Origin of the sequence: Methylobacterium sp. WL7, assembly GCF_008040085.1 — a bacterium.
GTDB classification, from domain to species: Bacteria; Pseudomonadota; Alphaproteobacteria; order Rhizobiales; family Beijerinckiaceae; genus Methylobacterium; species Methylobacterium mesophilicum.
Window position 1 is genome coordinate 46,706 of record NZ_VRVG01000001.1, and the last position, 17,764, is coordinate 64,469.

General features: G+C 67.9%; 21 protein-coding genes. 12 read left to right on the forward strand and 9 right to left on the reverse strand.

The genetic code is table 11. The annotated features are described in order from the left end of the window. Positions 1 to 147 precede the first annotated feature (147 nt). The 7 genes from FV233_RS00270 to FV233_RS00305 all read left to right on the forward strand — a co-directional run bounded on the left by FV233_RS00270 (position 148) and on the right by FV233_RS00305 (position 5,741). Positions 148 to 1,392, forward strand: a complete 1,245-nt coding sequence (locus tag FV233_RS00270; protein WP_147896280.1) for a cysteine desulfurase — start codon at positions 148 to 150, stop codon at positions 1,390 to 1,392. A 92-nt stretch (positions 1,393 to 1,484) separates the two neighbouring features. After that, the gene (locus FV233_RS00275) at positions 1,485 to 1,868 is read left to right on the forward strand and encodes an SUF system Fe-S cluster assembly protein (protein ID WP_147852895.1); all 384 of its coding nucleotides are present in this window, start codon (positions 1,485 to 1,487) and stop codon (positions 1,866 to 1,868) included. A gap of 209 nt (positions 1,869 to 2,077) precedes the next feature. Next, the gene (locus FV233_RS00280) at positions 2,078 to 2,257 is read left to right on the forward strand and encodes a hypothetical protein (protein WP_147896281.1); all 180 of its coding nucleotides are present in this window, start codon (positions 2,078 to 2,080) and stop codon (positions 2,255 to 2,257) included. A gap of 655 nt (positions 2,258 to 2,912) precedes the next feature. Further along, a complete protein-coding gene (locus tag FV233_RS00290; protein ID WP_147852898.1) occupies positions 2,913 to 3,224 on the forward strand; it encodes a hypothetical protein in 312 nt (103 codons plus the stop codon). 356 nt (positions 3,225 to 3,580) lie between these two features. After that, positions 3,581 to 3,835: a hypothetical protein gene (locus FV233_RS00295; RefSeq protein WP_147852899.1), complete on the forward strand. Its 255-nt coding sequence runs from the start codon at positions 3,581 to 3,583 to the stop codon at positions 3,833 to 3,835. A gap of 197 nt (positions 3,836 to 4,032) precedes the next feature. Then, on the forward strand, positions 4,033 to 4,965 hold the full coding sequence (locus FV233_RS00300) for an ABC transporter ATP-binding protein (protein WP_147896282.1): 933 nt from the start codon (positions 4,033 to 4,035) through the stop codon (positions 4,963 to 4,965). A 14-nt stretch (positions 4,966 to 4,979) separates the two neighbouring features. Continuing rightward, positions 4,980 to 5,741, forward strand: a complete 762-nt coding sequence (locus tag FV233_RS00305) for an ABC transporter permease (RefSeq protein WP_147896328.1) — start codon at positions 4,980 to 4,982, stop codon at positions 5,739 to 5,741. Between the two features lie 2 nt (positions 5,742 to 5,743). On the opposite strand, the gene FV233_RS00310 is transcribed toward FV233_RS00305, so the two are convergent. Then, on the reverse strand, positions 5,744 to 6,508 hold the full coding sequence (locus tag FV233_RS00310) for an alpha/beta fold hydrolase (RefSeq protein WP_147896283.1): 765 nt from the start codon (positions 6,506 to 6,508) through the stop codon (positions 5,744 to 5,746). Positions 6,509 to 6,624: 116 nt separating this feature from the next. On the opposite strand from FV233_RS00310, the gene FV233_RS00315 reads away from it, so the two are divergent. Beyond that, the gene (locus FV233_RS00315) at positions 6,625 to 7,470 is read left to right on the forward strand and encodes an FkbM family methyltransferase (RefSeq protein ID WP_147896284.1); all 846 of its coding nucleotides are present in this window, start codon (positions 6,625 to 6,627) and stop codon (positions 7,468 to 7,470) included. On the opposite strand, the gene sfsA is transcribed toward FV233_RS00315, so the two are convergent. After that, on the reverse strand, positions 7,457 to 8,170 hold the full coding sequence (gene sfsA, locus FV233_RS00320; protein ID WP_147896285.1) for a DNA/RNA nuclease SfsA: 714 nt from the start codon (positions 8,168 to 8,170) through the stop codon (positions 7,457 to 7,459). The genes FV233_RS00315 and sfsA overlap by 14 nt on opposite strands. Before the next feature lie 164 nt (positions 8,171 to 8,334). Between sfsA and FV233_RS00325 the strand changes: the two genes are divergently transcribed. Next, positions 8,335 to 9,075, forward strand: coding sequence for a molybdopterin-binding protein (locus FV233_RS00325; RefSeq protein ID WP_147896286.1), 741 nt, complete (start codon positions 8,335 to 8,337; stop codon positions 9,073 to 9,075). Between the two features lie 41 nt (positions 9,076 to 9,116). Beyond that, positions 9,117 to 9,986, forward strand: coding sequence for a formate/nitrite transporter family protein (locus FV233_RS00330; RefSeq protein WP_147852905.1), 870 nt, complete (start codon positions 9,117 to 9,119; stop codon positions 9,984 to 9,986). Positions 9,987 to 10,034: 48 nt separating this feature from the next. Here FV233_RS00330 and FV233_RS00335 read toward each other — a convergent pair whose 3' ends face one another. Further along, the gene (locus FV233_RS00335) at positions 10,035 to 11,315 is read right to left on the reverse strand and encodes an NAD(P)/FAD-dependent oxidoreductase (protein WP_147896287.1); all 1,281 of its coding nucleotides are present in this window, start codon (positions 11,313 to 11,315) and stop codon (positions 10,035 to 10,037) included. 366 nt (positions 11,316 to 11,681) lie between these two features. Between FV233_RS00335 and FV233_RS00340 the strand changes: the two genes are divergently transcribed. Both FV233_RS00340 and FV233_RS00345 read left to right on the forward strand, forming a co-directional pair. Continuing rightward, on the forward strand, positions 11,682 to 13,637 hold the full coding sequence (locus FV233_RS00340; protein WP_147896288.1) for a Hint domain-containing protein: 1,956 nt from the start codon (positions 11,682 to 11,684) through the stop codon (positions 13,635 to 13,637). A gap of 23 nt (positions 13,638 to 13,660) precedes the next feature. Beyond that, positions 13,661 to 13,984: a hypothetical protein gene (locus FV233_RS00345; protein WP_147852908.1), complete on the forward strand. Its 324-nt coding sequence runs from the start codon at positions 13,661 to 13,663 to the stop codon at positions 13,982 to 13,984. Between the two features lie 117 nt (positions 13,985 to 14,101). Here FV233_RS00345 and FV233_RS00350 read toward each other — a convergent pair whose 3' ends face one another. The 6 genes from FV233_RS00350 to FV233_RS00375 all read right to left on the reverse strand — a co-directional run bounded on the left by FV233_RS00350 (position 14,102) and on the right by FV233_RS00375 (position 17,703). Continuing rightward, complete coding sequence (locus FV233_RS00350) at positions 14,102 to 14,587, reverse strand: ATP F0F1 synthase subunit B (protein ID WP_187277584.1); 486 nt, start codon at positions 14,585 to 14,587, stop codon at positions 14,102 to 14,104. A 16-nt stretch (positions 14,588 to 14,603) separates the two neighbouring features. Then, positions 14,604 to 15,182 (reverse strand): F0F1 ATP synthase subunit B', encoded by a 579-nt coding sequence (locus tag FV233_RS00355; RefSeq protein WP_147852910.1) that lies wholly within the window; start codon positions 15,180 to 15,182, stop codon positions 14,604 to 14,606. Positions 15,183 to 15,331: 149 nt separating this feature from the next. Beyond that, entirely contained in the window at positions 15,332 to 15,559 is a 228-nt protein-coding gene (locus tag FV233_RS00360; RefSeq protein WP_007566773.1) for a F0F1 ATP synthase subunit C, read from the reverse strand. Positions 15,560 to 15,666: 107 nt separating this feature from the next. Then, on the reverse strand, positions 15,667 to 16,422 hold the full coding sequence (locus tag FV233_RS00365) for a F0F1 ATP synthase subunit A (RefSeq protein ID WP_147852911.1): 756 nt from the start codon (positions 16,420 to 16,422) through the stop codon (positions 15,667 to 15,669). Between the two features lie 73 nt (positions 16,423 to 16,495). Continuing rightward, a complete protein-coding gene (locus FV233_RS00370; RefSeq protein ID WP_147852912.1) occupies positions 16,496 to 16,870 on the reverse strand; it encodes an AtpZ/AtpI family protein in 375 nt (124 codons plus the stop codon). A 188-nt stretch (positions 16,871 to 17,058) separates the two neighbouring features. Continuing rightward, complete coding sequence (locus FV233_RS00375; RefSeq protein ID WP_147852913.1) at positions 17,059 to 17,703, reverse strand: DsbA family protein; 645 nt, start codon at positions 17,701 to 17,703, stop codon at positions 17,059 to 17,061. Between the last annotated feature and the right edge of the window lie 61 nt (positions 17,704 to 17,764).

Consider the following 17,764-nt stretch of genomic DNA (forward strand, 5'->3'; position numbering starts at 1 on the left):
GCCTTCGCGAATCCCGAGCCCCGTTCGCGGGGTCATCGGGGTCGCGACGCTCTTTTCGGAGGCCTCCTTCGAGACCTTCGCTTCGCTTCGGCACCTCGGATCGAGGTGGCCCATGGGACGGACTTGAGGTCCCAGAAGGTCGCGACCATGAACGCACCCGTCCGCACCACCGGCTACGACGTCGAGGCTGTCCGCAAGGACTTCCCAATCCTGTCGCAGACAGTTTACGGCAAGCCGCTGGTCTATCTCGACAACGCGGCCTCGGCCCAGAAGCCCAGACAGGTGATCGACGCGATGGTCTCCTGCATGGAGACCGGCTACGCCAACGTTCACCGCGGCCTGCACTTCATGGCGAACGCCGCCACGGAAGGGTTCGAGGGCGCCCGGGAGACCACGCGCCAGTTCCTCAACGCCGCCTCCACCGACGAGATCATCTTCACCCGCAACGCCACCGAGGCCTACAACCTCGTGGCGTCGAGCATGGGCTGGGCCGGGCTGATCGGCGAGGGTGACGAGATCATCCTGTCGATCATGGAGCACCACTCCAACATCGTGCCCTGGCACTTCCTGCGCGAGCGGCGCGGGGCCGTGATCAAGTGGGCGCCGGTGGACGAGGACGGAAACTTCCTGGTCGATGAGTACGAAAAACTGTTCACGCCGCGCACCAAGATGGTGGCGATCACCCAGATGTCGAACGTGCTGGGCACAGTGACACCCGCGGAGGAAATCGTCCGCATCGCGCACGCGCACGGCGTTCCGGTTCTGCTCGACGGGGCGCAAAGCGCCGTCCACCAGCCGATCGACGTGCGGGCGCTGAATTGCGACTTCTTCATCTTCACCGGCCACAAGGTCTACGGTCCGACCGGCATCGGCGTGCTCTACGGCAAGAAGGAATGGCTGGAGCGCCTGCCCCCGTACCAGGGCGGCGGCGAGATGATCCGGACCGTCAGCCAGGATACGGTCACGTACAACGACCCGCCGCATCGCTTCGAGGCCGGAACCCCGGCCATCGTCGAGGCGGTCGGGCTCGGGGCGGCGCTGGAATACATGCTGGGCCTGGGCCGGGAGAACATCGCGGCGCACGAGGCGATGCTGACTCGTTACGCCCACGAGCGGCTCGGCGCCATGAACGCGCTGCGGATCATCGGCACCGCCAAGGGCAAGGGCGGCGTGGTCAGCTTCGAGATGAAGGGCGCCCACGCGCACGACATCGCGACAGTGATCGATCGACAGGGCGTCGCGGTGCGCGCCGGCACGCATTGCGCCATGCCGCTTCTCACGCGCTTCGGCGTCACCTCGACCTGCCGGGCCTCGTTCGGGCTTTACACCACGCCGGCCGAGATCGATGCCCTTGCCGAGGCGCTCGGCAAAGCCGAGATGATGTTCGCCTGATCGGCGCAGCGTCCCGAACAATATCGTGAGGACGATGCGCGTGCCGCGAGGAAACCGGGTCCGTCTGGACGGGCCCGGGGGAGAATGAAACGATGAGCACCGACGCCACAATCACCGGCGGCGCGAACGCCCCCGCGGTCGAAGCCGCATCGGCGATTCCGCCGGCCGAGCTGGACCGGCTGACCGACGACATCGTCGCCGCGCTGAAATCCGTCTACGATCCGGAGATCCCGGCGGACATCTACGAGCTCGGCCTGATCTACAAGGTCGATATCGGCGACGACCGGAAGGTCGCGATCGACATGACTCTGACCGCTCCCGGCTGTCCCGTAGCCGGCGAGATGCCGGGCTGGGTCGAGAACGCCGTCAGCGCTGTGCCGGGCATTCAATCGTGCGCCGTCACGATGGTGTTCGATCCGCCGTGGGATCAGAGCCGGATGTCGGACGAGGCCCGCGTCGCCCTGGACATGTGGTAGCGCCGCCCGGAACGGCCGATGCCCCCCGGATGCAGTCTATCGGGACGGCGCATGCTCCACATGCGCCGTCCCCCTGTGCGCCGAAGCCTTTCTATCGCGCGACTCGGCCACGAAATGAGCGACCTCGACGAATATTGCTATTGTTGACGGCGCCCGATGGGACGAAGAACGCGTCGATAGCGCTATAGGCCTGCACGCCGACGCTTGTGATGGAAGAAGCGCTCGACTGGTCGGCGAGCTACAATTCGGTCGCTACTGTCGAACGCATGCAGAAATGCCCGAACGGTCTATCAATCGATGGTGATTTTAAGATTTCGGTAACCACGATTGCCCACTTGGGATGGGTGGCCGCCCGTTCAGGCGGCTTCGCTAATCGCACAGGGTGGTGATGGATGGGTCCGGGTTACGTGGCCGCGGTGCTTCTCGAAGTGGCCGGGCTAAGCGGGATCGTGGTGGCCGCCTTTGTCATACGCACGGAGCGCAGGGCGCGGGTCGCCGAATTGCGCAGCTTCCTACTCTCCGGCCAGATCCCGGTGACAGGCCCCATTCCGGTCTCGCAGAGGCTGTGGTTTTCCCCTGGTCCCCGGGTCGTGAATGTCCCGGTCGCCCAGGGACGCGATGACGGGCGACCTCGGGAATCCGCGGCCCGGTCCGCCCTGGGCCGTGCCTTCGCGCGACACGGTTCGACGGAGATGGGCGGGATGGTGGCGGCCTCGATCAGCGCAGGATGACGTCCAGGCCGCTGCCGAGCAGCGTGACGGCGCTGAGGAGGAGCATGAACTTCAGGTCTTCGAAGCGAGTGCTCATGGTGGATCCGTCCTCTTGATGCGGTTCGTCGCCGTTCCGATGATGCATTATCGTCTGATTAACGACTGTTTCGCGAGTCGTTTCAGGAACTGTTAGGGATTGGTCTGCGCTTTCCATTTAGTAAGGTTGATAATCGGTTAATATCGATCCGGCCTGGTGAGTTCGTCTTAACGGGGCTTCGGCCGGCCGGCGGTGCGCCGCCGCACGATAGCGCGGCAACAGGAAGGGCGCCGGACCATGATGCAGCCATCGACCAGTCCCCTCCTGCGGGTGCGCGACTGGCTATTCCGGGACCGGCAGACCGGCGCCATCACGATTGCGCAATGGCCGAACCTGCCGCTCTGGCTGTTCCTCGCGCTGACGCTGGCGGCATGGCTGGCAAGCGGCGCCGAGCCCCTGGGGTCTTGGCTCGCCATCGGCGCCGATGTCGCCCTGGGCTGGTGGGCGGTCGATGAGCTCGTCCGCGGCGTCAACCCGTGGCGCAGGATGCTCGGCCTCGCGACGCTGGTCGGACTGGCCGCGCTCGTCTTGCTCCGGCACGGTGGATAGGCTCGTCGTAGGCGCGTCAGCAGCCGCACGCGAACCCGCGCCCCGGGATCGACAGCCGCACCTCAGCGGGAGCACGCCTCTACTGATCTTCGCGATCGGCGGTGCGTTTCGGCATGCAAGAGCGGCGACGGCGCGCAATTCAATCGACCGCGGTATTCAATCTCCGCAGCCGGTCGTTACCGGCCGGCTCAAAACCAATCCTGCGTCTCCGGTCCATGTGACTACCGAGAAGCGTAACGGTTGATTGCAGCGTCGCGAAAACTCATGAATGGTCGGGTCGAATTCCGTCCCGAGCGGCGTCGGCCTTTCGAGGTGCGCAGACCCCTGCTCGGCTGCCGTTTAAGCTGGACCGCACGATGACCACGCCAGGAGCCTTCGAATCCTCCGAAGCCGCAGAGCGGCTCGACGAGCGGGCTCAGCTCCTCCGATACATCGCCGATACCCTGGACCTTCCGGTATCGCTCTTTCGCCGCCGCACTTCGCAAGGCGATGAGGGCCCGACGGCGGCCGAGTGCGTCGCGATCCTGGCGACCTTCTCGCGCATCCGCGATCCGGAGGCCCGGCGACAATGCCTGGCGCTGGTCTCCCGCTGCGCCGACGCTCAGGAGTAGGGCCGGTCCCGCTGTGCGCTTGCGCACCTCGGCAGCGTGAGAACAGTACAGACCCCGTGCTATAGGGGCGGCCGCTTCCGCCAGAGGCCCACCGGATCGGCAGGCCGTGCGGAACGTCGCGACGGCGTCGGCAGACGGGCCCCGAGCCGAGCCGGCGGTCGCCGGCGCACGCTGCCCCGCATTCCTTTCAGGCCCCGATGCCGATCATCTCCATCTCGAAGCTGTCGAAAACCTATCAGTCCGGCTTCACCGCCTTGAGCGGTATCGACCTCGCCATCGAGCGGGGCGAGATCTTCGCGCTGCTGGGCCCGAACGGGGCCGGCAAGTCGACATTGATCAATATCGTCTGCGGCATCGTCACCGCGAGTTCCGGAACGGTGGTGGTCGACGGCCACGACATCGCCGTGGATTACCGCGCCGCGCGCCGGGCGATCGGGCTCGTCCCGCAGGAACTGACCACCGACGCCTTCGAGACGGTGCTGAACACCGTGAGCTTCTCCCGCGGCCTGTTCGGGCTGCAGCCCGATCCCGGCCATATCGAGCGGATCCTGCGGGCCCTGTCCCTCTGGGACAAGCGCGACAGCCGCCTGATGACCTTGTCGGGCGGGATGAAGCGCCGGGTTCTGATCGCGAAGGCCCTCTCGCACGAACCCCGGGTGCTGTTCCTCGACGAGCCGACGGCCGGGGTGGACGTGGAACTGCGCCAGGACATGTGGCGGCTCGTGCGCGACCTGCGCGAGCAGGGCGTCACCGTGATCCTGACCACCCACTACATCGAGGAGGCGGAGGAGATGGCCGACCGGATCGGCGTGATCCGACGGGGCCAGATCATCCTGGTCGAGGAGAAGGCCGCGCTGATGCACAAGCTCGGGCGCAAGCAGCTGACCCTCCAGCTCCAGACGCCGATCACCACGGTCCCGCCCGAGCTGGCAGAGTACGAGCTGGCGCTCGCCGGCGACGGCCGTGAACTTGTCTACACCTACGACACCCGCGCGGAGCGGACCGGGATCACCGGCCTGCTCACCGGTCTCGCCGCTGCCGGCATCCGGTTCAGCGACCTCCATACGGAGCAGAGTTCCCTGGAGGACATCTTCGTCGGCTTGGTGCGCGAGGGAGAGGCACGGATATGAGCGCGACCATGAGCATGAACTGGCCGGCGGTCCGCGCCATCTACCGCTTCGAGATGGGCCGCTTCTGGCGCACCGCCGGGCAGAGCATCCTGGCCCCGGTGATCTCGACGACCCTGTACTTCGTGGTGTTCGGGGCCGCGATCGGCTCGCGGGTCTCGGCGGTGGACGACGTGCCCTACGGGCTGTTCATCGTGCCCGGACTGATCATGCTCTCGCTGCTGACGCAGAGCATCTCGAACGCCTCGTTCGGCATCTACTTCCCGCGCTTCGCCGGCACGATCTACGAGATCCTTTCGGCCCCGATCTCGCCGCTGGAGGTGGTGCTGGGCTTCGTCGGCGCGGCGGCGTCCAAGTCGATCCTGATCGGCCTGATCATCCTGGCGACCTCGGCGATGTTCGTGCCGCTGCGGATCGACCATCCGGTCTGGATGATCGCCTTCCTGCTGCTCACCGCGGTGACGTTCAGCCTGTTCGGCTTCGTCATCGGGCTCTGGGCGGACGGCTTCGAGAAGCTGCAGCTGGTGCCGCTCCTCGTGGTGACGCCCCTGACGTTCCTGGGCGGCAGCTTCTACGCCATCGACATGCTGCCGCCGTTCTGGCACGCCGTGAGCCTCGTCAACCCGGTGGTCTACCTGATCAGCGCCTTCCGCTGGGCGTTCTTCGGCAAGGCCGATGTCAGCATCGCGATCAGCCTCGGGATGACGATGCTGTTCCTGGTGATCTGCCTCGGCCTCGTCACCTACATCTTTCGCACCGGCTACCGCCTGAAGAGCTGATTTCAGGGCTGCGCGGCGAGGAACGCCAACACGCCGTCCCGGTGCGGCTTGGCGCCCACGGCGGTGGAGTGGTCCTTGCCCTCGATCTCCAGAGCGCGTGCGTCTGGGATCAGGGCGGCCAGGGCCGGGCCGGAGCCCGCCACCGTATCGAGGGTGCCGACCGAGACCAGCACCGGCACCTCGATCTGGGAGAGTTCTGCCCGGCTCAGCGTCTGGCGCGAGCCGCGCATGCAGGCCGCGAGCGCGCGCAGGTCGCTCCGGGTCTGTTCGGCGAAGGTGCGGAACGCCGCGGCGGTCGGGTTCGGAGCGGGTGTGCCGGGGGGCGCCTCCAGCGCCTCGGAGATCCCGGACGGCAAGCCCTTGCCCTCGACGAGGTGCATGCCGAGCCCGCCGATCAACGCGGACCGGACCCGGTCGGCATGGTCGAGAGCGATGTGGGCGGTGATCCGTCCGCCCATCGAGTAGCCCATCACGTGCGCGCGCTCGAGGCCGAGATGGTCGAGCAGCCGTATCGCGTCGCCCGCCATGGCCTCGGAACTGTACTCCGCCGGGTCGTAGAGCTTCTGGCTCTCGCCGTGCCCGCGATTGTCCAGGGCGATCGCCCGATATCCGGCCTGCGTCAGCGCGCGCACCCACTGGGTGTTGACCCAGTTGACCGCGTGGTTGGAGGCGAAACCATGGATCAGCAGGATCGGCGTGCCGGCCCCCTCCGCCGGCGGGACGTCGATATAGGCGATCCGCACGCCGTCCGAATCGAAGGAATCCATGCCGTGCAACCCGTGCCGTCCAAGCTCGGCCTCCGCTTAGACCACAGGGCCGCGCGGGGGCAACGCGGATCGCTCCGCTTGCGGGGGCGGGCGCCGGCTGGCACACCGCCCCGGTTATGACCGATCCCAAGCCCTACGGCACCTACGAACCGGCCGGCCTCGTGGCGGCGATCACCCGCCGGACCAACCGGATCCCGGCCGAGTCCTGGTATGGGCGGCGCCTGGCGCTGTTCCTGCGCCGGATCGCGATCTCGCGGCTGGGCGGCAAGCCCCTCGACGTGACCCGCTACGGGGCCCGGATGCGGCTGCACCCCTACAACAACAACTGCGAGAAGAAGGTGCTGTTCACGCCGCAATTCTTCGATCCGCAGGAGCGTGCGCTGCTGCAGGAGCGCCTGCCGAAGGACTGCGTCTTCCTAGATATCGGCGCCAATATCGGCGCCTACGCCCTGTGCGTCGCGGCGTTCTCGGGGCCGGCCGCCCGGATCGTCGCGGTCGAGCCGCAGCCCGACGTGTTCGAGCGTCTCACCTACAACATCGCCCAGAACCCGTTCCACACCGTCAAGGCGGTCGCCTGCGCGGTGGCCGACAAGGCCGGCGAGCTGACCCTGTTCATCGACCCGCGCAACCGCGGCGAGTCGAGCCTGCGGATCGTCGGCACCAACGAGGGCGCCCGGATCACCGTGCCGGCGGTGCCGCTCCTCGACCTCCTGCGAGCCGAAGGCCTGACCCGCGTCGACGCCATCAAGCTCGACGTGGAAGGCGCAGAAGACCTGATCCTGGAGCCGTTCCTGCGCGAGGCGCCGGAGGCGCTGCTCCCCCGCATCCTGCTGATCGAGAACGGCACCGGCCAGTGGCAGATCGACCTGCCCACGCACTTGGAGAGATTCGGCTATCGCGAGATCTCGCGCTCTCGATTGAACCTGATGTTCGAGCGACAGGCGCCCGTCAGGGCGGCGTGATCACCGGGATCTCGTCGGTCAGGGCGACCCCCGCGGGGCTCACCGCGCAGCGGTAGGCATGCATTGCGACGCCGGCCGCGCGGGCGTCGCGGAACGCCCGGTCGAAGGCCGGGTCGATGTCCCGGGCGACGTCGAACGCCTCCGCGTGCATCTGCACCACGATGATCACCATCGCCCGGCCGCCATCCACGACCACCTGGGCCAGGTCGCGCATGTGCCGGGCGCTGCGGGCGGCGACGCAATCCGGGAATTCCACGAGGCCCGCCCGGCGCATCAGGTGGCAGTTCTTGACCTCCACGTGGCACGGCCCGCTGCCTGCGCCGCTCGCGAGGAAATCGACGCGGCTGGCCTTCGCGTAGCGGACCTCCGGACGGAAGACATCGTGCCCGGCGAGCGCCGCGATCCCGCCGGCGCGAAACGCCTCGGCCACCAGGGCGTTCGGGCGCAGGGTGTTGATGCCGACCCATTGCGGGCCGCCCGGCAGGTCGGCCTCCACCAACTCCCAGGTCAGCGGCAACTTACGCGCGGGATTGCTCGAGCGGGAGAGCAGGACCGGCCGACCCGGCTCGTTGAGGCCGAGCATCGCACCGGGATTGGGGCAGTGCGCGGTGACGAGGCCGTCCGCGGTTTCGATGTCGGCGAGGAAGCGCTTGTAGCGCTGCACCAGCAGACCGGGCGCGAGCGGCGCGGCGAACAGCATCGGGGGATATCTCCGGGTTCGTGTGGTCCGGGCCGGCGGCCGCGCTATCTGCAGAGCATCCACCGTCAAAGGTGTCACCGCTGCGGCGGCGAGACCGTTGCGCGCGGGATACCGTCGGCCGGACCGCGATCCGGCCTCGACCTGCTCCTCGCCGACAGAGTTCCATGGACCAGCCTTCCGATCCGATCACGGCCGCGATCCTCGTCATCGGCGACGAGATCCTATCGGGGCGTACCAAGGACAAGAACATCGGCACCATCGCCGATTTCCTCACCGCCGCCGGGATCGACCTGCGGGAGGTGCGGATCGTGCCCGACGAGGCCGCGATGATCGTGGAGGCGGTGAACGCCCTGCGGGCGCGCTACACTTACCTGTTCACCACCGGGGGGATCGGCCCGACCCACGACGACATCACAGCCGATTGCGTCGCCCAGGCGTTCGGGGTCGGCATAGACATCGACGAGCGGGCGCGGGCGATGCTGCTGGAGCGTCACAAGCCCGAGGACCTGAACGAGGCCCGCCTGCGCATGGCGCGGATCCCGTTCGGCGCCGACCTGATCCCCAACGCGGTGTCGAAGGCCCCGGGCTTCCGCATCGGCAACGTCCACGTCATGGCCGGGGTGCCGAGCATCATGCAGGCCATGCTCGATGCCGTCGCGCCGACCCTCAAGGGCGGTGCCGCGATGATCTCCGAGACCATCGAGGCCGTCGGGCTCCCCGAAGGCCAATACGCAGGCGAACTCGGCGAGATCGCCAGGGCCCGGCCGGCCGTGTCGATCGGCTCCTACCCGGCGCTGACGCCGGAGGGGTTCCGCAACCGGATCGTCGTGCGCAGCCGGGATGCGCAGGCCCTGGCGGAGGCGAAGGCGGTGGTCGAAGCGCTCGTGGCGCGGCTCACGACCTGACTCTCTCACGTTCGGTCGCGTGGCGTCAGGGAGCTGAACGGATGATCCAGGATCAGAGGGACCGGGCCGACAAGGAGGCGCGGCGGGACGAACTGCTGAAGGAGGTCTCCGAGATCGGCCGCCCGGATGCCTACGTGCTTCACGAGGTGATCCGGCTGGAGGGCGACGAGGAGTTGCGCCGCCACGGCATCGCCCTGTTCCTCTCCGCCTTCGCGGCGGGACTCAGCATCGCGCTGTCGCTGATCGTGCCGGGCGTACTCAAGAGCCACCTGCCCGAGGCCGACTGGGCCAAGATCGTCACCACGATGGGCTACGCCGTGGGCTTCCTGGTCGTCGTGCTGGGGCGCCAGCAGCTGTTCACCGAGAACACCATCACGCCGATCCTGCCGCTGCTGCACGACCGGACGGTGAAGACGGCGTTCCGGGTGGTGCGGCTCTGGCTGATCGTCCTGTGCGGCAATATCCTCGGGACGCTGGCCATCGCCGCGGTGCTCGCCAACGCTGGCGCGTTCGAGCCGCCGGTGCTCAAGGCCTTCGCGGAGATCAGCCACGACGCCATCGCGCACGGGTTCTGGTCCACCTTCGTGAAGGCGGTGTTCGCCGGCTGGATGATCGCCCTGATGGTCTGGTTCCTGCCCGCCACGGGCAGCGCGGCGCCGTTCGTGATCCTGCTGATGACCTGGCTGGTCTCGCTGTGCGGGCTCGCCCACATCGTCGCCGGCTCCGTGGAGGCGTTCTACCTGCTGATCACCGGCGCGGCCTCGCTCGAGGATTACGGGTACCGGTTCTTCCTGCCGACGCTGCTCGGCAACGTCATCGGCGGCGTCACCCTGGTGGCGGTGCTGAACTACGGCCAGGTCGCCCCGCAGGTGGAGGAGACCAAGGAGGTCGAGGGCGAGCGCCCCGACTGACCGGACGCGCGCACTCACGCCGAGCCGATATCCACTTGCGCGCGGAGGCTAATCGAGGCTCACCGGCGGGCTGATCAGGTGATCGAGGTCGTCGAGGATCCAGGTCATCGTCCCGCGCAGCGGGCCGTACAGGCCGATCTGGTGCTGCCGGTACAGCAGATCGTGCGTGAGCCGGGCCGAGAGGCCGTTCAGGCGGCCGCCCCCGAACGTGTAGCGCCCGAGGGTGCCCCACCCGTTGAAATCGGCCAGCGAGACGATGGCGCCCTTCTCGACATACTGGAACGGCGGCAGGTCCGCCGCGACCGTGTCGCCCCGGGCCAGCGCCCGACCGAGATGCAGCGCGAGGTGTTGAGCCTGCTGCCGCGCCGCCTGGGCCGTGGCCGGGACCGGTTTGCCGGTCTTGCTGTCAACGAGGCTGGCGCAGTCCCCGAGCACGACGATCGCCGGGTCCCGGGCCGTGCGCAAGTCGTCACCGACCGTGAGCTGGCCGGTCCGCGACCGCTCCAGCCCCTCGACGGTGCTGAGCACGTCCGGAGCCTTCACGCCGGCGGCCCAGACCTTCAACCCGGCCGAGATGCGGCTGCCATCCTTCAGGGTGAAGCCCGACGCGTCCGCGCCCGTCACCATGGCGCCGGTCCGCACCTCAACGGCGAGGTCGGACAAGGTGCGAGCGGTCGCCCGGGAGACCCGCTCCGGGAAAGCCGGCAGGAGGCGCGGACCGCTCTCGATGAGGGTCAGGCGCAGCCGGCGCGGCAGGTCGGGAGAGCCGTAATCCGAGGCCAGGTTGATGGCGTGCTTCAGCTCAGCGGCCAGTTCGACGCCGGTGGCGCCGCCGCCGACGATGGCGATCTCGAGCCGATCGGGACTGTCGAGCCGGGCCAGCAGGTGGCGCCGCAGGTGCCGGTGGAACGATTCAGCCTCGGTGAGGTCATCGATGGTCAAGCAGTGCTCGGCGACGCCCGGCGTTCCGAAGTCGTTGGCCCTGCTGCCGATGGCGAGGATCAGGAGATCGTAGTCGAGGTCGGCTTCCGGCCGTCCCTGCGCCGCCTCGACTGAGAGCCGCACCCGGCGGGCCGAACGGTCGATCCCGATGAGGGTCCCGGGTTGGAACCGGAAGCCGTTCCGGCGCGCCTGCGCGAAGAAGTCGACCTTCTGCCGATCGGGCCGGGCGGTGCCGGCGGCGAAGGTATGCAGCATCGGCTTCCAGACATGGGACAGGCTGCGATCGGCCAGCACGATTTCGGCTTTGCCACCGCGGCCGAGGCTGGTGGCCACCTCGATCCCTGCAACCCCACCACCGACGATCACGATCCGCGCCTTGTCCGCCATGCCGTCTCCCGGAATTCTCGTTCCCGGTGAACGCAGTGCCGGCAGCGATGTTCGCGACCCGCTGTCCGGACATACTGTGCCGTCCGCCGCCTCCGCGGGAATGGATCGGTCGACGGGAGAATGCGGGCGTAGACCCACCGAACACGCTGTCGCCGCCTGGCATCGGGACCGTTGCGCGGCGATCCGGAATAGCCCCACCGACGCCGATCCCCGATCGAAATGCGGCCCGGCGTCAGACGTCCCTCATCGCCGCCCGGGAGACGCCGTGTAACGCCTTGTTTACCATTTGATCATTGTTAATGACCAATGCTAAACGCCAGAAAAAGCGTTCAATAGCGGACAACCTGCCTAAAAGGGGCGGCCTGAATGGTTGATCTCACCGGCTATCGGCTGACGTTCGACGACGAGTTCAATAACCGCAGCATCTCCCGGACCGGTGTCGGAACGACCTACGCCGACACGCGTGCCGAGTGGCGGACGACCGATGACAGGTCCGATATCGGGTTCGGGCGTTCGTCCTTCGTCGATCCGTCCTCGGGCTACGATCCGTTCAGCGTCCAGAACGGGACGCTGTCGATCACGGCGGTGCCGGACCGGACCCCGTACGGCTATCCCGGAAGCTGGGAATCGGGGCTGATCACCACGCAGAGCAACTTCTCGCAGACCTACGGCTACTTCGAGATCCGGGCCGACTTCTCGAACGATTCGAACGCGTGGGATGCGTTCTGGCTGCTGCCGAACCAGCAGAGCCCGCAATCGAGCGCCACCAATGGTCACCAGGAACTGGACGTCGTCGAGCATTACGGCAACGACGACCGGAGCGTCTACAGCACGATCCACACGACCGATCCGCAGAACGGCATACCCTGGCAGACCAATCGGCAAGTCGTCACCGGTCTGAACAATCCGTCCGGCTATCACACCTACGGAATGAATTGGCAGGCGGACAAGATCAGCTTCTATGTCGACGGCCAGCTGACCGGATCGCAGATCACGCCGTCGGACCTGCACAGCCCGATGTACCTGATCGCCGACCTAGCGGTCCGGAGCGAAGGGACCGCCACGGGAAGCCCGATCACATCGACCATCGACTACATCCGGGTCTACTCCAACAGCACGAACGCGGTCGCGGTCCCACAGGGCCGGGTTTCGTCTCCGGATGGGTACGATCCTGGCCTCTACGGCTCCACCGCCGCCCGTTCGGGCTCCACGACAGGGGTCGGGTCGTCACCCATCAGGGGAGGGGCAGCCGCGTCGTCATCCCTCTCGGGTCCCGCAGCATCGTCGCCGACATCGGTCTCGGGTCTTCCAGCGTCGCCGCCGACATCCGGCGCGGCGACATCATCGCCCGCGACAGGTGCGGCCGCGGCGCCGGCCGGCGCGGAGGCCACGCCCGGATCGCCGCCATCAAACACTCCGGCGCCGTGCTACTGCACCGGCACCCGCATCCTCACAGAACACGGCGAGGTTGCAGTCGAGGATCTACGGGTCGGTCAGCAGGTCGTGACCGCCTCGGGGCAGCTGCGACCGATCCGATGGATCGGCACGCGCCGCTACTCCGGCGCCACCGCGCCGCGAGCGGACTGGCCTGTCCGGATCAAGGCCGGTGCCCTCGCAGACGGCGTACCCATCCGGGACCTCTGGGTCTCGCCGGACCATGCGCTCCATCTGCACGGCCTGCTCGTCGCCGCCGGTCATCTCGTCAACGGCCGGTCCATCACGCGCGGTGAGGCGGTGGCCGACCTGACCTACTGGCATATCGAACTCGACGCGCACGACATGCTGCTGGCCGAAGCCGCACCGGCCGAGAGTTTCTTCCCTGCAGCCGGCCTGCGCGCGCGTTTCGACGGCGGCACGGGCCGGCCGGGAATGCGCCCGGCGCCCGCGGCCTATGCCGAGCGCGTGGAGGACGGTCCGTTCCTGAAGGCGCTCGTCCGCCGTCTGATCCAGCGGGCCGGCCTGTCGGTGGATGAGCCGGGCTTCGGCGACATCCGCGGCAGCCTGGATGTGTGCGAGATCCGCAACGGCGACCTGCGCGTCGCCGGCTGGGCCCAGGATACCGCGCATCCGAGCGGACCGGTCTGCCTGGACGTCCTCGTGGACGGCGTCGTGGTCGCCATGATGCTCGCGGAGATCGACCGGCCCGATCTCGGCGCGGCCGGGATCGGCGGAGGGCGGCACGGGTTCGACCTGGGTCTGGACGTGCCGCTCGCGGTCGGCGTCTCCCATACCGTGTCGGTGCGCCGCTCGGCCGACGGAGCCGTGATCGGCGCCATGCGGCTCGACGCAACGGGTGAATGGAGCCGGGCGCAGGTCGCCTGACGCCGGAAAGCGACATCATGACGATGCGCGGTAGTATCGACGTGCTCAGCCATCGCCGCATCGTCGGCTGGGCGTGGGAGACGGATGCTCCGGACGTTCCGGTTGCGATCCTGGTGGCGGTCGAGCGGCGCGTCCTCGGTCGCTGCCGGGCCGACCTGTTCCGCGAGGACCTCGCCGTCGAAGGCATCGGCACGGGCCGATGCGGTTTCGCGCTGGACCTCCCGGTCGGGCTGCTCTCTCCGCGCCAGGATCACGCGATCAGCGTGCGGCGTGAGGGTGACGGCGCGCACCTGCCGGGCTCGCCCTACGTGCTCCCGGCGACGCTCCGGATCGTCCGCACGCCATGACGACCCCGCCACCCCGACGACAGGGCCGGGTGGCAGCCACGAAAGGGCACCCGGGGCATCCGAACGAAAAAAGCCGCCCGGAGGCGGCTTCTCGTCGGCGCGGGATGTCCGCCGGGATCAGGACCGCAGGCGGGTCCGGACCTCGCCGAGGCTGGAGCGGATCAGGCCCTGCGCCGCGTCGCCCTGCATGCGCTCGCGCAGGATCGTCTCGGAGACCTTCACGGCCGCATCGGCAGCGGCCGCCCGAACCTGGGCCTCGGCCTGGACCTCGGCCTGTGCGATCTTGGTCTCGGCGGCCTTGGTGCGCCGGGCCAGGAAGTCGTCCAGCTTGCGATGGCCTTCCTCGGCGGCGCGCTTGGCCTCCTCGCGGGCGCCGGCGATGATCGACTCGGCTTCCTTCTCGGCCTCGGCGCGGCGGCGCTTGTAGTCGGCCAGCACGGTCGCGGCCTCCTCGCGCAGGCGCTTGGCCTCGTCGAGCTCGTGACGGACGCGGGTCGCGCGACCGTCGAGGCCCTTGGTCATGGTCGCGAAGGCACCGGCCTTCCAGGCGATCCCCATGAAGATGACGAACGCGACGGCGACCCAGAATTCGGCTTCGAGCAGCATCGTGGGTTCCCGTTCAGTGTGCGGTGGCGTCGAGGGCGCGGTCGAGGGTCGCCGGATCGGGCGCCTGGCCCGTCAGGCGCTCCACGATCGCTGCCGCGGTCTCGCCGGCGATGCTGCGGACGTTGCCCATCGCAGCCTCGGTCCGCGTGCGGATCGTCGCCTCGGCGGACGAGAGCTTCGTGTTCAGGTCGGCTTCGAGCGCCTTGCGCTTGGCATCGGCCTCGGCGGCCAGCTCGTTCCGGGTGGTCTGGGCGATGTCGCGGGCCTTGCCCTGCGCATCGCGGAGCGCGGTCTCATAGGCCAGTCCGGCGGCATCGGCCTCGGACTTCATGGCCTGGGCCTGATCGAGATCGGTCCGCAGGCGCTCTGCGCGGGCGTGCAGGATCGCCTGGATCCGCGGCAGCGCGACCTTGTCCATCAGGTAGTAGAGGAGACCGAAGGCCAGCGCGAGCCAGATCAGCTGCGACAGGAACCCGGAGGTCTCGAAGGGCGGGAAGGCGCCGCTATGCGCTTCCGTGTGCTCGACATGGCCGGGCACGAGCTGCGTGTCGGCGCCCGGGGGCGGCGTGGTGAGGGGATTCGGCTGCGCCATGAGACCGCTACACTGACACCGTTCGCACAGGTCACCGCCGACGCGGTGACGGAAGAAGGCGGACGCCTCGTTCGCGAAGCGCCCACCCGTTGGTCGGGCGGTGAGAGCCCGGTGGAGGCCGCGGCGTCCGCGGCCTCCGAGCGCGTCGATCAGACGGCGAAGAGCAGCAGCAGCGCGATGAGCAGCGAGAAGATGCCCAGCGCCTCGGTCAGGGCGAAGCCCAGGAGCAGCGTGGCGCGCTGGCCGTCGGCCGCGGAGGGGTTGCGAAGGGCGCCGGCGAGGAACTGACCGAACAGGTTGCCGAGGCCGATGCCTGCACCCGCCATGCCAAGGCAGGCGAGGCCGGCGCCGATGTACTTCGCAGCGACGGGATCCATGATAACTCCTGAGGTCTCTTCAGATCGAAACGTGCGGTGACGTTCGCGGCGGGTGGAGCCGGCCAAGTCCGGAGGCCGGGGTGAAGCTGAGCGGCCGGGGCGTGCGCCTAGTGGCCGGGGTGGAGAGCGTCGTTGAGGTAGATCGCCGTCAGCGTCGCGAAGACGTAGGCCTGAAGCGCCGCAACGAGGAACTCGAGAGCGGTCAGCGCGATCGTCAGGAACAGCGGAAGCGGCGATAGCACGCTCCAGGCACCCGCGAGAAGAAGCTGGACCACGAAGAACGCGAAGATCTTCATCGCGATGTGGCCGGCGAGCACGTTCGCGAACAGACGCACCGACAGGCTGATCGGCCGCGAGATGAACGAGATGATCTCGATCGGCACCAAGATCGCAAGCAGCGGCTTCGGCACGCCCGACGGCACGAACAGGCCGAAGAAGTGGGTGCCGTGCTTCATGACGCCGAAGATCACCACGACCGAGATCACCAGGGCGGCGAGGCCGAAGGTGATGATCAGGTGGCTGGTCACCGCGAACGCGTACGGGATCATCCCGAACAGGTTCAGGATCAGCACGAACATGAACAGGGAGAAGACCAGCGGCATGAACCGCTTGCCGCCGTCGCCGGTCGCCTGGTGCACCGTGTCGGCGATGAACTCGTAGAAGATCTCGGCCAGCGACTGCATCCGCCCCGGCACCACCGAGCGCGACGCCGTCGCCACGATCGTGATCAGGGCGATCACGCCGACGGCGGCGAACATGTACAGGGCGGATTGCGTGAACGCGAGTTGCTGATGGCCGATATGGCCGAGCGATACGAGCGGCTTCAGCTCGAACTGATGGATCGGGTCGATCGTGACCGCCATTCCCGCTTCCGCCCCTCTTGATCCGGCGCATCGACAGCGTCGATCGCCTCAAACCCCTATCGACCGGCGCGCCTTATGGCTCTTGCCGATCGTCTCGTCCGGGACGCGCGCCGGCAAAACCAGACACCCGCATCACGTTGTAGATCCCCGCCACGAACCCCAGCATGAGGAGGACGATCAGGCCCCAGGGTTTCGTCCCGAAGACATGATCGACGATCCAGCCGAGTATGCCCCCCGCGATCACCCCCGCGACGAACTCCGTGGAGATCGTCATGGCCTGACCGAGCGAGGAGGGCCCGGTACCCCGAGGCCGCAAGGAAGGATCGGGAGCGGCCTGCGGACGCTTCCGTTCGATCTGCGTCTCGAGACGTCTGAGCCTCGCGGAGAGTTCGCTGTCCGTCGGCGTTCCCGCGGCCTCTTTCCCATCCCTGGAATCGTCGCCGCTCACGGCTGAAACTCACAGGGCGGGAGGATCTGAAACCGGCTGGACGCCCCCATCAAGCGGGCGCACCATAGTTTCGCCTATCTTGGGTGTCAAGGCGACGTCGATACATAGTAAGTCTTTGAACCGTATGCTGTTTTCAGGCTCTTGCCCAGGCTGGGCGGTGGTGCTTCGCGCATCGACCGCCGCGACGATCAGGCACCGATGATCGGCTTGATGACCTTCTCCATGCCGTCGATCGTCATCTCGCCGGTGTAGCGCTCGCCGTTGATGAAGAAGGTCGGGGTAGAGTCGACCTTCATGACGTCCAGCCCGCGCTGCTTCACGGCGTTGACCGCGCCGTAGACCTTCTGGTCCTTCAGGCAGGCCTCGAAGGTATCCTTGGTGTAGCCGGCCTGACGGAGCATCTGCTCCAGCGCGTCGACGGGCTTCTGGGTGAAGGCCCAGGCCGGCTGCTGGTCGAACAGCAGGTCGGTGATCGGGTAATACTTGGCCTCGCCCTGGCAGCGCGCCAGCATGAACGCGGCGGTGGCCAGCGGGTCGAGGGGGAATTCGCGCAGGGTGAAGCGCACCTTGCCGGTATCGATGTAGCGCTCCTTGAGCACCGGCCAGGTGGTGCGATGGAACGCGGCGCAGTGCGAGCAGGTCATCGAGGCGTATTCGATGATCGTGCACTTGGCGTCGGCCGGGCCGAGCCAGACGTCGCCGAGGGGGCCCGGCTGCATCAGGGCGGCCAGATCGGCGTTCTGCGCCCAGGCCGAGCGGGCCAGATAAGGCAGGGCCAAGCCGGCGCCGAGCGCGAGGCCGGTGAACTTGAGAGCGTCGCGTCGCGTGGTCATGGGCAGGCTCCGCCGGATCTGGTCGGTCTTCGCGTCTTTAATCTTGGCGTCCCGATGCGGG